Source organism: Streptomyces sp. NPDC056479, assembly GCF_042795335.1.
Taxonomy (GTDB): Bacteria; Actinomycetota; Actinomycetes; order Streptomycetales; family Streptomycetaceae; genus Streptomyces.
In genome coordinates, this window is sequence record NZ_JBHTRZ010000007.1 from 453024 (window position 1) to 466330 (window position 13307).

The 13307-nt window shown below is 71.7% G+C and carries 11 protein-coding genes; 6 read left to right on the forward strand and 5 right to left on the reverse strand.

The window, feature by feature from the left end:
* The first annotated feature begins 39 nt into the window (after positions 1-39).
* Entirely contained in the window at positions 40-1560 is a 1521-nt protein-coding gene (locus ACFQ6S_RS28380) for a carboxylesterase/lipase family protein (protein WP_383415558.1), read from the forward strand.
* A 162-nt stretch (positions 1561-1722) separates the two neighbouring features.
* Here the strand turns inward: ACFQ6S_RS28380 and ACFQ6S_RS28385 are convergent, their stop codons facing one another.
* Positions 1723-3069 (reverse strand): diacylglycerol/lipid kinase family protein, encoded by a 1347-nt coding sequence (locus ACFQ6S_RS28385; RefSeq protein ID WP_383415561.1) that lies wholly within the window; start codon positions 3067-3069, stop codon positions 1723-1725.
* A 129-nt stretch (positions 3070-3198) separates the two neighbouring features.
* Between ACFQ6S_RS28385 and ACFQ6S_RS28390 the strand changes: the two genes are divergently transcribed.
* A complete protein-coding gene (locus ACFQ6S_RS28390) occupies positions 3199-3735 on the forward strand; it encodes a hypothetical protein (protein ID WP_383415562.1) in 537 nt (178 codons plus the stop codon).
* Here the strand turns inward: ACFQ6S_RS28390 and ACFQ6S_RS28395 are convergent.
* Positions 3725-4888, reverse strand: coding sequence for a serine hydrolase domain-containing protein (locus ACFQ6S_RS28395; protein ID WP_383415564.1), 1164 nt, complete (start codon positions 4886-4888; stop codon positions 3725-3727). The two genes, ACFQ6S_RS28390 and ACFQ6S_RS28395, sit on opposite strands and share 11 nt — an antisense overlap.
* 278 nt (positions 4889-5166) lie before the next feature.
* Here ACFQ6S_RS28395 and ACFQ6S_RS28400 point away from each other — a divergent pair, with 278 nt between their 5' ends.
* Positions 5167-6861 carry a sigma-70 family RNA polymerase sigma factor gene (locus ACFQ6S_RS28400; protein WP_383415567.1) on the forward strand — a complete coding sequence of 565 codons (1695 nt, stop codon included), beginning with the start codon at positions 5167-5169 and terminating at the stop codon, positions 6859-6861.
* A gap of 3 nt (positions 6862-6864) precedes the next feature.
* On the opposite strand, the gene ACFQ6S_RS28405 is transcribed toward ACFQ6S_RS28400, so the two are convergent.
* Together ACFQ6S_RS28405 and ACFQ6S_RS28410 are read right to left on the reverse strand one after the other, a co-directional pair.
* Complete coding sequence (locus tag ACFQ6S_RS28405) at positions 6865-7548, reverse strand: glycerophosphodiester phosphodiesterase (protein ID WP_383415570.1); 684 nt, start codon at positions 7546-7548, stop codon at positions 6865-6867.
* A gap of 37 nt (positions 7549-7585) precedes the next feature.
* Positions 7586-8647, reverse strand: a complete 1062-nt coding sequence (locus ACFQ6S_RS28410; protein ID WP_383415573.1) for an adenosine deaminase — start codon at positions 8645-8647, stop codon at positions 7586-7588.
* A 154-nt stretch (positions 8648-8801) separates the two neighbouring features.
* Here ACFQ6S_RS28410 and ACFQ6S_RS28415 point away from each other — a divergent pair, with 154 nt between their 5' ends.
* Positions 8802-9611, forward strand: coding sequence for a DUF4190 domain-containing protein (locus tag ACFQ6S_RS28415; protein ID WP_383415576.1), 810 nt, complete (start codon positions 8802-8804; stop codon positions 9609-9611).
* A 56-nt stretch (positions 9612-9667) separates the two neighbouring features.
* Here the strand turns inward: ACFQ6S_RS28415 and ACFQ6S_RS28420 are convergent, their stop codons facing one another.
* Entirely contained in the window at positions 9668-10240 is a 573-nt protein-coding gene (locus tag ACFQ6S_RS28420; protein WP_383415579.1) for an NADAR family protein, read from the reverse strand.
* 197 nt (positions 10241-10437) lie between these two features.
* Here ACFQ6S_RS28420 and ACFQ6S_RS28425 point away from each other — a divergent pair, with 197 nt between their 5' ends.
* Both ACFQ6S_RS28425 and ACFQ6S_RS28430 read left to right on the forward strand, forming a co-directional pair.
* On the forward strand, positions 10438-11973 hold the full coding sequence (locus ACFQ6S_RS28425; RefSeq protein WP_383415582.1) for a gamma-aminobutyraldehyde dehydrogenase: 1536 nt from the start codon (positions 10438-10440) through the stop codon (positions 11971-11973).
* Positions 11974-12055: 82 nt separating this feature from the next.
* Positions 12056-13303 (forward strand): spermidine/putrescine ABC transporter substrate-binding protein, encoded by a 1248-nt coding sequence (locus ACFQ6S_RS28430; RefSeq protein WP_383415585.1) that lies wholly within the window; start codon positions 12056-12058, stop codon positions 13301-13303.
* Positions 13304-13307: the final 4 nt, after the last annotated feature.

Sequence of the window (13307 nt, forward strand, 5' to 3'; positions counted from 1 at the left end):
GATGGGCGAGTGTCAATGGTGTTGCGTGAGGAGTCATCCATGACCCGAAGCGAGTTTCCGGAGGCCGCGACGGCGGCCGGTGCGGTGCGTGGCCGACGGGAGGGCGGCCTTGCGGTGTTCCGCGGGATCCCGTACGCGCGGCCACCGGTCGGCGAGGCGCGTTTCGCGGCGCCGCGACCGGCGGACCGCTGGGACGGGGTGCGCGAGGCCTTCGCCTTCGGCCCGCCTCCCCCGCAGGAGGCGGCCTTCGGCGCTCCCGCTCCCGCCGGGGCCCTTCCGGCCGGTGACGACTGGCTGACCGTCAACGTCTGGACACCGGACGCGGATCCGGCGGCGCGCCGGTCCGTCATGGTGTGGATCTACGGCGGCGCCTACAAGATCGGCTCCGCCGACGATCCCGCCTACGACGCCGGCCGGCTGGCGCGGGACGGCGATCTGGTCGTGGTCACCCTCAACTACCGGGTCGGCGTCGAGGGGTTCGCCTCGATCGAGGGCGCTCCCGCGAACCGTGGGCTGCTCGACCAGGTCGCGGCGCTGGAATGGGTGCGCGAGAACATCACCGCGTTCGGCGGCGACCCCGGCCGGGTCACCGTCTTCGGCGAATCGGCCGGCGCCGGGTCCATCGCCGCGCTGTTGACCATGCCCCCGGCTCGGGGGCTGTTCCGCCGGGCCATCACGCAGAGCGTGCCCGGCACCTACTTCTCGGACGCGCTGGCCGCGGACATCGGCGAGGCCCTCGCCGGCGAGCTGGGGCTGCGTCCGACGGTGGCTGACCTAGCAGGCGTGGACCCGCGCAAACTGCCCGAGGCGAGCGTCGCGCTGAGTGCCCGGATGCGTGAGTACACGCACCGCTGGGGTGCGGTCGCCCTCACCCCGACCCCGTTCTCGCCCGTCGTCGACGGCGATGTCCTGCCCACCACGCCGTGGGAGGCCCTGGCGGCCGGCGCCGCACGTGACGTGGAGTTGATCGCCGGGCACAACCGTGACGAGTACCGCCTCTTCCTCATGATGGGCGGGCTGTTCGGCCGGGTGGACGACGCCATGGCGTCCCAGGCCCTGGCGGTCTTCGGGCCGGCCCCGGACGCCGGGCCGGCCTACCGCAGCGCTTTCCCGGACGCCTCCGCCGAGCGGCTCTTCGAACTCGTGCAGTCCGACTGGCTGTTCCGCATGCCCACCCTGCGTCTCGCCGAGGCGCAGGTGGCCGGCGGCGGCCGGGCGCATGTGTACGAACTCGCCTGGTCCGCCCCGCTGGACGGCGGCGCTCTCGGCGCCTGCCACGGTCTGGACGTACCCCTGACCTTCGGCGTGTACGGCGGCCTCGGCGCCCTGCTGATCGGGCCCGAGCCGTCCCCCGAGGCCGAGGCGCTCTCCGCCCGCTTCCGCTCCGCCTGGACCGCCTTCGCCACCACGGGCGACCCGGGCTGGGCCGCGTACGACACCGAGCGGCGCCTCGTCCAGGTCCTCGACACCGAACCGGCGGTCGTCGCCTACCCGGAGGAAGCCTCCCGTCGCCTGTGGGAGCGGCACACCTTCGCCGCGCTGCCCCTGATGACGGCGTAGCGGCCCTGAGAGCCTGTTTCTGAACCCCCGCCTGCGCCCCGACGCCCGGCACGCACCCTCGCCGCACTCCCCCAGCCTTCGGCCGGGGGGACCCCCAGGGCACGCACCGAACGCCGCTGCGCCCGCGCTCCGCGCGGACGACGGGGGTTCAGCAACAGGCCCTCAGAGTCCCCGGCGATGCACCGCCGTACGCCCCACCGTCGCCGCCAGCTTCCGCAGGCGCCGCCAGTCCAGGCGCGGGCCGCGCTGGGGGACGCCGGGACGTTTGCGGGGGACCCGGACACGTAGGGCGCCCGAAGTGATGCGGATATGGACCGGTGCGGGCAGCACCAGGGCCTCGCCGTCGATGCCGGCCTCGATCTCCTCGCGGTCGGCCTCGATGACCACCTCGGTCGCGGTGAGGATGCTGAGGCCGGGCGGCGCCGGGTCGAGGAGCAGTGCGGCGGCCTCGGCCGCGCTGTCCACCCTGATGCCGAGGACGCCGAGAACGGCCGCGTCGAGGCGGTCGCGGCGACCGAGCCCGAAGGGGTCGTCCGTGCGGTAGGGGTTGTTGCTGACCAGCACGGCGTGCGGAGCGTCGAGCGTGGTGCCCGCCGCCCGGACGGTCAGCAGTGGGCCCTGCTGGCGGGTGAGCAGGTCGGGCAGCAGCTCCAGGCTGGTGCCGATCTTGTCGTCGCGGTAGCCGGGGCTCTGCACGATGGCCGCGTACGCCCCGAAGGAGGCGTTGTTGACGAACGGCCTCCCGCTGGCGAAGCCGAGGTCGACGCGCAACTCCACACCGTCGACGAGCGCGTCGAGACAGGCGGCGGGGTCCTCACGGTCGAGGCCGAGGTCCATGGCGAAGTGGTTGCGGGTGCCGGCGCTGATCACCAGGAACGGGATGTCGTACGCGGCGGCGACGGCCGCGACCAGCGCCTGGGTGCCGTCCCCGCCCGCGACACCCAGCAGATCCGCGCCGTCCGAAACGGCCTTGCGGGCCAGGGCGGTGACGTCCTGGTGCTCATCGGGATCGAGGAGGACGACCTCGGCGCCGAGCCGTTCCGCCTTCTCCTTGAGTGCGAAGCGGTCCACCTTGCCGCCGCCCGAGCGGGGGTTCATGATCAGGACCGCTCGCCGGGGCGGCGCCGCCTTGCGCCCGCGCATCACCCGCACCCGTGGGCTGCCCGTGCCCCGCAGCGCGTACCGGCCGCTCCACACGGCCACCGTCCACAGCGCCACGGACGCCAGCAGCGCCCAGAAAAGGGTGGCCGCGAACAGCGCGATCACGGCGGCCGGTACGGCCAGGGCCACGACGCCCGCCACCCAGCGCACCGGCCCGCGCAGCGTCAGCGTCCACCACACCGCGACCGAGCTGAGCCCCAGGCCCGCCGCGCCGGCCACCAGCAGCAGCACGCCGCCGACCCCGCCGTAGGCGAGCGGCACGAGCACCGCGAGGCCCGCGGCGGCCAGCGAGGCCCGCGCCGCCCACCGTTGCCCCCGGTAGGCCCGCTCGCTCAGGTCCAGGCCCATGCATCCTCCCTCGTCGGCGGACATCGTAGGCCGGGTCCGCCCGAGGACGCATGGCGGCGGTCGGGTCGGGGTTCGGCAGGGGGGCACATTGCTTTTGAACGTGTTCAACTCCTGGCGTACGCTACCCCCATGAGCGACAGAGCCGCCCTGCTCAAGGGCATCCGTGTCTGGCTGGCCTTCTTCGTCGTCTGCCTGGTGCTCAGCGGCGCCACGGCCTTCCCCCTCGTCCACGAACTGCACTGGACCGAGGACCTGTTGCGCAGCCTGTCCGTGCCGGAGCACCTCCCCGGCCTCATGGACTGGATCGAGCGCGTCCGGCAGGGACTCGACACCGCCGACGCCGACCACCCGTTCCTGCTCTACGGCACCGACTGGCTGGCCTTCGCCCACCTCGTCATCGCCGTCGCCTTCTACGGCCCCTACCGCGACCCCGTCCGCAACATCTGGGTGGTCGAGTTCGGGATGATCGCCTGCGCCGGCATCATCCCGCTGGCCCTGATCTGCGGTCCGATCCGCGACATCCCGTTCTGGTGGTCGGTGATCGACATGTCCTTCGGCGTCTTCGGGGTGATCCCGCTGTACGTCGTACGGAAGAGGATCAAGCGACTGGAGGCGCTGACCGAACCGTCGGCACCCCCAGCCGCTGCCGCCGCCGTCAGCGGTTGAACGCCGGGAACGCGAAGCGCTGGGCGATGGCCAGGCCGTCGCCCTTCGCGTCGGTGGAGTTGACGGAGTAGACGACCGTCCGGGACAGGTCACGGGTGGCCGCGACGACGGTGTGATAGCCGGGGCGGGCACCCGTCTTGCCCCAGATCTCCTTGCCGTTCAGCTCGAAACGCTCCAGCGAGGCACTCATGGTGGCCCCCTCGATGTCCGGGACCGTGAACATCTCCTCCAACTGCGGCCCGGGCACGACCCGACCGCGGAACAGGGCGAAGAGGAGCCGCTCCAGGTCGGCCGTCGTCGAGATCATGTCACCGGCCGCGAACCGGTCGGACATGTTCCACTCGGTCACGTCGACCAGCTTGCCGTCGATCCAGTCGTAGCCGCGGTTGTGCGGCCCGTGGATGCGGGGGTCCGGGCCGGCCGGGAACGAGGTGTGCCGCATGCCGAGCGGGCGGAAGATCCGTACGGCCGCCTGGTGGGCGTACGAGTCGCCGGTGACCTTCTCGATCAGCATGCCCAGCACGGTGTAGTGGATGTTGCCGTACCGCTGGAACTCGCCCGGCGCGTGCTCGGGATCGGGGCCCTTGGCGACGGACGCGGTCACCACCTCCTCGGGGGTCAGCGTCTCGAAGCGGTGCTCGTAGCCGTCGTCCACGTCCTCGCCGAGGGACGCGCCCGGCTGAAGCCCGCTGGTGAAGTTCAGCAACTGCCGTACGGTGATCGGCGCGAAGTCCTTCGTGAGCAGTCCGGGCAGATACCGCTGCACCGTCCCGTCCAGGGAGATCCGTCCCTCGGCGGCGAGTTGCAGCACGACCGCCGCGGTCACGATCTTCGTGGTCGAACCGGCCCGGAAGCGGGCGTTCTCCAGCGCAGGGGCCCCGGTTCTCATGCCGCGCACCCCGGCGGCCCCGTGCCAGCTCCCCTTGCCGTTCACGCGGATCAGCGCGGCCGTCGCGTCCTTGTCGGGCAGCCCGGCGAGCGCGCCGCACAGGGCCTCGACGTCGGGGCCGTCCGGAGTGGCGGCCTCGATCGCCCGCGCGGAACAGGACGACGGCGACGCGGGCCGGGCCGAGGCCGTCCCGGCCAGCGGCAGTGCGGTCAGGGTCAGGGCGAGCGCGGAGGTGAGGAGGGCGGGAAGCGGGCGTACGGGCATCTGCGGCTCCTGGGTCGGTGGGATGTCCGTGATCATCGTCGGGGCGGTGTGCCCTCGGCCGGATCGTCGGCGAGGAGGGTCCGCACCCCTTGCGCAACCCGGAGCAAGTGCCGTACGGAGCAAGGGTGTTGTAAGGGATCGCCCTTACGGGCCGGCTCCCGGCCGCGAAAAAGTGTTATCGGCTCCCCCTGCATCGCGTCTCCACCCCGGAAGCGGAATGTGACCTCCGACATGGCCGACCGTGCTGGTCGGGCTGAGAAGGTGCGTGCGGGCAGCGAATGATCCGGGAGAGGACGTACGTGGACGAGGCGGCCGGCCGGCAGTGGCGTTCCACCATCGCGGCGGCGCAGGCCGGGGACCGTCAGGCGCTGGACGAGTTGGTCGAGGGCTGGCTGCCGCTCGTCTACAACGTGGTCGGGCGGGCCCTGAACGGCCATGCCGACGTCGACGACGTCGTGCAGGAGACCATGCTGCGTGCCGTCGACCACCTCGGCTCGCTGCGGGACCCGGACAGCTTCCGCTCCTGGCTCGTCGCCATCGCCATGCGGCAGATCCGGGACCGTGCGCGGCGCAGACAACCGGCACCGCTGGACGAGTCGGCCGCGCGGGAGGCCACCGACTTCGCCGAACTCACCGTGCTGCGGCTGCAGTTGGAGGGTCAGCGGCGCGAGGTCGCGGAGGCGGTGCGCTGGCTTGACGACGAGGACCGGCACCTGCTGTCGCTGTGGTGGCTGGAGGTCGCGGGCGAGCTGACCCGGCGCGAACTGGCCGCCGCGGCCGGGATCAGCCGGCAGCACGCCGCGGTGCGCGTCCAGCGGGTGAAGGAACGGCTGGAGACCGCGCGCGGCATCGTCCGGGCACTCGACGGCGCCTGCCCCGACCTGCGTGAGGTGAGCGCCCGCTGGAACGGCCGCCCCGACTCGGTCTGGCGCAAGCGCCTGGCCCGGCACATCAGGGGCTGCGGCTACTGCGGCGACACCCGCGAGGCCGTCGTACCGGCGGAACGCCTCCTCGTCGGCATCGCGCTCGTCCCGGTCCCGATCGGCTTCACCGTGTCGCTGGCGTTCGGCGGAAAGACGGCGGTCGCGGCGACGGCGACGGCCACCTCGGTCGGCTGGTCCGCCAAGGTGATGGCCGCGCTCACCCAGCCCGCCGTGGCGGTGACGGCCGGCGCGACGATCGTCGCGGGCGGCGCGTACGTCGTCACCCAGCCCCCGGACGCCCCGCCGCCGCGCGTCACCGCCCCCACGGCGGCGAGCACGGCCCGCCCGCCGTCGTCGCCCACGCCATCCGTGTCACCGACGGCGACGCCGTCACCGTCGCCGTCACAGACGCGCAAGGTCGAGCTGTACGGCTCGGCCGTCGACGCCGTCGACCGGGCCCCCGACCCGAACGCCGACCCGGCCGCCCTGCCGCGCCGCCCCGAGTCCGGCATCACCAGCACCGGAGGCGCACACGCCGTGATGAACCATCGCGGCGACAGCGTCACGCTCACCGGCCGGGGCTATGTCCTCGTCCGCTGGCAGATCTCGCCGCAGTACCGGGCGGGCAGCCTCGTCATGCCGGCCTGGACCGGCCTGAAGGGCAGGCTCTTCCACGTCGCCTCCGGCGGCGGGCGCCGCATGGACGACCGCGTCAGCAGCACCGACACCTCCGCCACCGGCATGGGCAACTCGACCACCGGATACGCCGTCCCGCCGTCCGGCACCCAGCAGATGTGGCAGAACGAGTGGTTCTACGTCGACGGCAGCGTCACCCTCACCCAGAACGAACGCGGCGCCGACTACGGCCTCAGCGTCTTCCCGTCGAACTGGGACGCCGTGAACGAGGACGTCAACCACGGTCCGCCCGACGGCGCGACCCGCTACGGCCTCGTCCGTGACACCGGCAAGGACGACACACCGGTACCGCAGTACGCCACCCGAGCCACCCCCGCGGACGCGGCGACGGTGCCTCAGAAGTCCCGGGTCTAGCGCTCAGGCCGTGCGCAGGCCCAGCAGGACCTCGACGCGGTTCGTCGTGATCGAGTCGACGCCGATGTCCAGCAGACGGCGCATCGAGCGACGGGTGTCCGGGGTCCAGACGGAGAGCAGGTGGCCGTCGTGGTGGACGCGCTCGGCGAGGGCATGGTCGACCAGGGAGAAGCGGTAGTTGAGCCAGCGCGGACGTACCGCGTCCAGCAGCGCCGGCCGCGGCGGCGCCAGCGTCGTCCAGGTCAGGGCGATCTCCGCGGCCGGGTCGGCTGCGCGCACGGCGAGCATGGCGGGGGCGCCCGCGCAGTAGTACACGCGGTCCTCGGCCCCGCACTCGCGCACGACGTCCACGATCCGGCGTGCCGCGCGGACATCGGGACCGCCGGGCAGATCGAGCATCACCCGGCTCCCGTCGCACGCCGCCAGCGCCTCCGCCAGCGTCGGCACCCCGCCCGCCGTCAGCCCGCGCACCTCGGCCGACGACAGCGCGAGCAACGGCCGCTCCTGCTCCCACAGCCGCTTCAGCGTCTCGTCGTGCAGCAGCACGGGTACGCCGTCCTTGGTGAGCCGTACGTCGATCTCCACCGCGTCCGCGCCGAGGGCGAGCGCGGAGCGCAGGGAGTCGAGGGTGTTCTCGCGGACACGGTAGGGGTCGCCGCGGTGGGCGACGGCGGTCACGTTCTGCATGAGGACATTCTGGGGGCCCGGTGGCGGGACCGGGGGATCAGGGTGCGAGCCAGCCGGCCGTGTACGTGTCGATCTCCTCGGCGATCCGGGCCTTGCCGGGCTCGTCGAGGAAGGACGCGGCGACGGCGTTCTTGGCGAGGCCGGCCAGGCCCCGCTCGTCGAGGTCGAGGAGCCGGGCGGCGACGGCGTACTCGTTGTTGAGGTCGGTGCCGAACATGGGCGGGTCGTCGGAGTTGATCGTGACGACGACGCCCGCCTTCGCGAACTCCTTGATCGGGTGCTCGTCGATCGTGCGGACCGCGCGCGTGGCGATGTTGGACGTCGGGCACACCTCCAGCGGGATCCGGTGCTCGGCGAGGTGCGCGAGCAGCTTCGGGTCCTGCGCCGAACTGGTGCCGTGCCCGATGCGCTCGGCCCGCAGATGGGTGAGGGCGTCCCAGACGGTCTCCGGCCCGGTGGTCTCGCCGGCGTGCGGTACGGAGTGCAGTCCGGCGGCAATGGCCCGGTCGAAGTAGGGCTTGAACTGCGGCCTCGGCACGCCGATCTCGGGACCGCCGAGCCCGAAGGAGACCAGGCCCTCCGGGCGCACCCGGTCGTCGGTGGCGAGCCGTGCCGTCTCCTCGGCGGCCTCCAGCCCGGCCTCACCGGGAATGTCGAAGCACCAGCGCAGCACGGTCCCGAACTCGGCCTCGGCCGCCTTGCGGGCGTCCTCGATCGCCGCCATGAAGGCGCTCTCGTCGATGCCGCGGCGGGTGGAGGAGAACGGCGTGATGGTCAGCTCGGCGTAGCGCACCTGCTGCCGGGCGAGGTCGCGGGCCACCTCGAACGTCAGCAGCCGCACGTCCTCCGGGGTGCGGATCAGGTCCACGACGGACAGGTACACGTCGATGAAGTGGGCGAAGTCCGTGAACGTGAAGTAGTCGACCAGGGCCTCGGGGTCGGTGGGGACCTTGGAGTCCGGGTGGCGGGCGGCGAGTTCCGCGACGATGCGGGGGGAGGCGGAGCCGACGTGGTGGACGTGCAGTTCGGCCTTGGGCAGCCCCGCGATGAAGGCGTGCAGGTCGCGTGGGACGCGGGCGTCGACGAGACGGTCGGTCAAGGTTCCTCCCCGGGAACGGCGTCTTCGGCAGGGTCTGTGCCGGCGGGACGCGGTGATCGGCTGATCGGTGACTTGGGATCATCGTAGGCCGGGGCCGCGCCGGTGATGCCCGGGCCTTAGCATGACGGCACGTACGACAGAGGGGGTTCCGCGCATGTCCGACGACGCGCAGACGCCGGAGGCGCCGGAAGGCAGCGGTGGGGGATCTTGGGCTTCGCCGGGGAGTGAGGCGGCGAACCCGCTGGAGAAGAAGACGTCCCTGGACAAGCCGGTCGGGGGTGCTCAGGCCCGCCCCTCGGAGCCCGGGGGCCCTGGTTTCACCCTTGCCTCGAACGAGCCGCCGGCCGCCTGGCCCGCTCCGTCTGTGCATGATCAGCAGACGATGACGTCCATGCCCTCCTCCGGCGGTCCGCCGGTCGAGCCCCAGGACGCCGCGCCGCCGTCCTGGGTGAATCCGTCGCCCGCGCCGAACGCTTCGACGGCCAACCCGTTCGCCGCACCGGGGCCCACGCCGTCCAATCCCTTCGCGGCACCGGGGTCCGCCCCGCCCAACCCCTTCGCGCCTCCGACGGCATCCGTCCCCTACGCCGCTCACGGTGAGCCCGTCCCTCCGCCGCCCATCGCGCCCGACGGGCCGGGGCAGGTTCCCTACGGCTATCCCGGCGGTCACGGCTACCCGCCCGCCCAGGGCTACTACGGCTGGCCCGGGATGCAGGCCATGCCGAGCAACGGGATGGGTACGGCGGGGCTGGTGCTGGGGATCATCTCGGCCGTCATCTTCTGTCTGTGGCCGGTGGCGATCATCGTGGGTGTGCTGGCCCTGATCTTCGGCGCGATCGGGCGCGGGAAGGCGCGGCGCGGCGAGGCGACGAATCCGGGTCAGGCGCTGGCGGGGATCATCTGCGGGGCGGCGGGTGTGGTGCTGGGCTTGGTGATGCTGGCGCTGGTGATCGCGACGGCGTAGCGACGGCCAGGGTTCTCGCCCCCCTGCCGGGGGGCTGCCCCCTGGACCCCCGCTCCTCAGACGCCGGAGGGGCTGATCCTCAGCAACCGCTCCCGCGCCTCCATCAAAGCGAACCCCAGCAGATTCGGCCCCCGCCACCGCTCCGGATCCCCGGCCCCGTCATCCCCCGCCGCCAGCCCGATCCCCCACACCCGATCGACCGGACTCGCCTCCACCAGCACCCGGTCCCCGGTGCCCAGCAGGAACCCCCGCAGATCCGCATGCGCGGCGAACTTGTGGACCGACCCTTCGACCACGATCCGGAACCGCTCCCGCTCCCACACCGCGTCGTCGAACCCCCGCACCGACCGCCCGGCCTTCTTCGCCAGCGACGGATGCCCCGCGGAGAGCACCTGCCCCTCCGCCTCCGCATCTCCGAACAGCCGAGCCTTCTCGGCCATCATCCAGTGCTCGGCGGTCGCGTACGCCACTCCGTCCACCGTGAACGGCGCCGCCCACCACTGGCTGAGACAGCTCGCGCTCACCTGGCCGTCCGGCCGTGGCCGGTGCCCCCAGAAGTGCAGATACCTGACTCTCGCCCCCGCACGGACCTCCTGAATCAGAGCGTCCCAAGAATCGATCTTCGCCATGTGGCCGAGTCTGGCACGCACCACCGACACTCCGTCCCCCGTTTTCCAGGCCGACTCGACACCTGGTCGACAGATTCCGTCGCGTAACCAAAAGGCAACAACGGAATCACTTGTTGGAGTCCCTCTGCTCTGTCAGGATCGGCACTCAAATCGAGCCTGAGCCACACCGGCCCCTCTTGGGGCACGGAGGGAGCGACATGCACAACCCGGGCACCGCCACCCCGGAACGATTCCCGGCCCAGGACCGCTTCGCGGACGGCGCGCAGTTCATCGCGGGCCGCCTGACGAAGGGGACCTCGGGGCGCACACACGCCGTCGTCGACCCTGCCACAGGCGAGGCGGTGTACACGTACGACCTGGCCGGTACCGATGATGTCGACGCGGCCGTCGCCGCCGCGCGCGAGGCATTCCCCGCCTGGGCCGCCGCCACTCCCGGCGAGCGCTCCGACGCGCTGCACCGCTTCGCCGCCGTCGTCGCCGAACGCGCCGAGGACTTCGCCCGCGCGGAGTCCCTCCAGTGCGGGAAGCCGCTGAAGCTGACCCGTGAGTTCGACGTCCCGGGCACCATCGACAACATCGCCTTCTTCGCCGGCGCCGCCCGTCATCTGCAGGGGCAGTCCGCGGGGGAGTACTCGGGGGACCACACCTCCTACGTCCGCCGTGAGCCGATCGGCGTCGTCGGCTCCATCGCTCCCTGGAACTACCCCCTCCAGATGGCCGCCTGGAAGGTCCTCCCGGCCATCGCCGCGGGCAACACCATCGTGCTCAAGCCCGCCGAGCTCACCCCGCTCACCTCGCTCCTGTTCGCCCAGGCCGCCACCGACGCCGGGATCCCGGACGGTGTCATCAACATCGTCACCGGGACCGGGAAGGAGGCCGGCGAGCATCTGGTCGGTCACCCCGACGTCGTCATGACCTCCTTCACCGGCTCCACGGCCGTCGGCAAGCGCGTCGCCGAGATCGCCACCGGCACCGTGAAGAGGATCCACCTGGAGCTCGGCGGCAAGGCCCCGTTCGTCGTGTTCGACGACGCCGATCTCGAAGCCGCCGCCCACGGCGCCGTCGCGGGCTCGCTCATCAACACGGGGCAGGACTGCACGGCCGCCACGCGCGTGTACGTGCAACGGCCGCTCTACGACGCCTTCCTGGAGCAGACCGCCGCGCTCATGGCGAGCGTCCGGCTCGGTGATCCGTTCGCGCCGGGTACCGACCTCGGACCGCTCATCTCCCATGTCCAGCGCGACCGGGTCGCCGGGTTCGTCGAGCGCGCGCGTGCCTACGCGCGCGTGGTCACGGGCGGCGAGGCTCCCCAGGGCGAGCTCGCGAAGGGCGCCTACTACCGCCCCACCCTGATCGCGGACGCCGCCCAGGACAGCGAGATCGTCCAGTCCGAGATCTTCGGCCCGGTACTGGTCGTTCTCCCGTTCGACAGCGACGATGAGGGGATCCGGCTGGCCAACGACACCCCGTACGGGCTTGCCGCCTCCGCGTGGAGCAGGGACGTCTACCGGGCGAACCGCGCCACCCGTGAGATCAAGGCGGGCTGTGTGTGGGTCAACGACCACATCCCGATCATCAGCGAGATGCCGCACGGCGGCTACAAGGCGTCCGGCTTCGGCAAGGACATGTCCGCGTACTCCTTCGAGGAGTACACCCAGATCAAGCACGTCATGTTCGACAACACCGCGGTCGCCAGGAAGGACTGGCACCGCACGATCTTCGGGGACCGATAGCCACATCAGACGGGCGCGGTCGGCCGCCCGACCAGCGACCGGCCTCCCCTCCCTCCCGATCTCCCGAAAGGGCACCACGCGCATGGAGCAGTACGAGCCCGACCGCCTGTCCCCGGCCCAAGTGGCCGCCATGCGGCGCAGTCTCCGTAACGGCCGGGCCGCCATGACCCGCCGGTCCCTGCTGCGCGCCTCCGCGGGCGGTGCGCTCGCGGTCGGCGGCCTGGGAACGCTCAGTGCCTGCGGGATCCCCGCGGCCGGCAAGACCGAGGGCGGCACGTCCTCCGAGGACCACTCGGCGAAGGAGAAGGAGGTCAGCTTCTCCAACTGGACCGAGTACATGGATGTCGACGACAGCGGCAAGCACCACCCGACGCTGGAGCAGTTCGCGAAGCGGACCGGCATCAAGGTCAAGTACACCGAGGACATCAACGACAACAACGAGTTCTTCGGGAAGATCAAGCCGCAGCTCGCGGCGGGGCAGGACACCGGCCGGGACATCATCGTCCTCACCGACTGGCTCGCGGGGCGGCTCATACGCCTGGGCTGGGTCCAGAAACTCGACCCCTCCAACCTGCCGCACGCCTTCGCCAACCTCTCGCAGCAGTTCCGCAACCCCGACTGGGATCCGGGACGGGCGTACTCGTACCCCTGGCAGGGCATCTCGACCGTCATCGCCTACAACAAGAAGGCGCTCGACGGTGTCGAGGTCAAGACGGTCTCCGACCTGCTCGACAACCCCAAGCTCAAGGGACGCGTCGGCTTCCTGACCGAGATGCGCGACACCATCGGGATGACCCTGCTCGACATGGGCAAGGACCCCGCGAAGTTCACCGACGACGACTACGACGCGGCCGTCGCCCGGCTGCAGAAGGCCGTCGACAAGAAGCAGATCCGCCGGTTCACCGGCAACGACTACACCTCCGACCTCACCAGCGGCGACTTCGCCGCCTGCCTCGCCTGGGCCGGAGACGTCGTACAGCTCAAGGCCGACAGCCCGGACATCGACTTCATCATCCCGGACAGCGGCTACATGACGTCCAGCGACAACATGCTGGTCCCCAACAAGGCCCGTCACAAGACGAACGCCGAGCGGCTCATCGACTTCTACTACGAGCCGACCGCCGCTGCCGAGCTCGCCGCCTACATCAACTACGTCTGTCCTGTCGACGGCGTGAAGGAAGAGCTTGCGAAGATCGACGAGGACGCGGCGAACAACCCGCTGATCCTCCCCGACAAGGCCATGCAGGCCGCCTCCCGCGCCTTCCGCTCACTGAGCTCGAAGGAAGAGACGGCCTACGAAGAGAAGTTCGCGAAGCTCACAGGGGCGTGACATC

Coding starts and splice junctions, on each gene's coding strand:
- ACFQ6S_RS28380 (WP_383415558.1), top strand. CDS start 40: ATGACCCGAAGCGAGTTTCCGGAGGCCGCGACGGCGGCCGGTGCGGTG.
- ACFQ6S_RS28385 (WP_383415561.1), bottom strand. CDS start 3,069: ATGGGCCTGGACCTGAGCGAGCGGGCCTACCGGGGGCAACGGTGGGCG.
- ACFQ6S_RS28390 (WP_383415562.1), top strand. CDS start 3,199: ATGAGCGACAGAGCCGCCCTGCTCAAGGGCATCCGTGTCTGGCTGGCC.
- ACFQ6S_RS28395 (WP_383415564.1), bottom strand. CDS start 4,888: ATGCCCGTACGCCCGCTTCCCGCCCTCCTCACCTCCGCGCTCGCCCTG.
- ACFQ6S_RS28400 (WP_383415567.1), top strand. CDS start 5,167: ATGATCCGGGAGAGGACGTACGTGGACGAGGCGGCCGGCCGGCAGTGG.
- ACFQ6S_RS28405 (WP_383415570.1), bottom strand. CDS start 7,548: ATGCAGAACGTGACCGCCGTCGCCCACCGCGGCGACCCCTACCGTGTC.
- ACFQ6S_RS28415 (WP_383415576.1), top strand. CDS start 8,802: ATGTCCGACGACGCGCAGACGCCGGAGGCGCCGGAAGGCAGCGGTGGG.
- ACFQ6S_RS28420 (WP_383415579.1), bottom strand. CDS start 10,240: ATGGCGAAGATCGATTCTTGGGACGCTCTGATTCAGGAGGTCCGTGCG.
- ACFQ6S_RS28425 (WP_383415582.1), top strand. CDS start 10,438: ATGCACAACCCGGGCACCGCCACCCCGGAACGATTCCCGGCCCAGGAC.
- ACFQ6S_RS28430 (WP_383415585.1), top strand. CDS start 12,056: ATGGAGCAGTACGAGCCCGACCGCCTGTCCCCGGCCCAAGTGGCCGCC.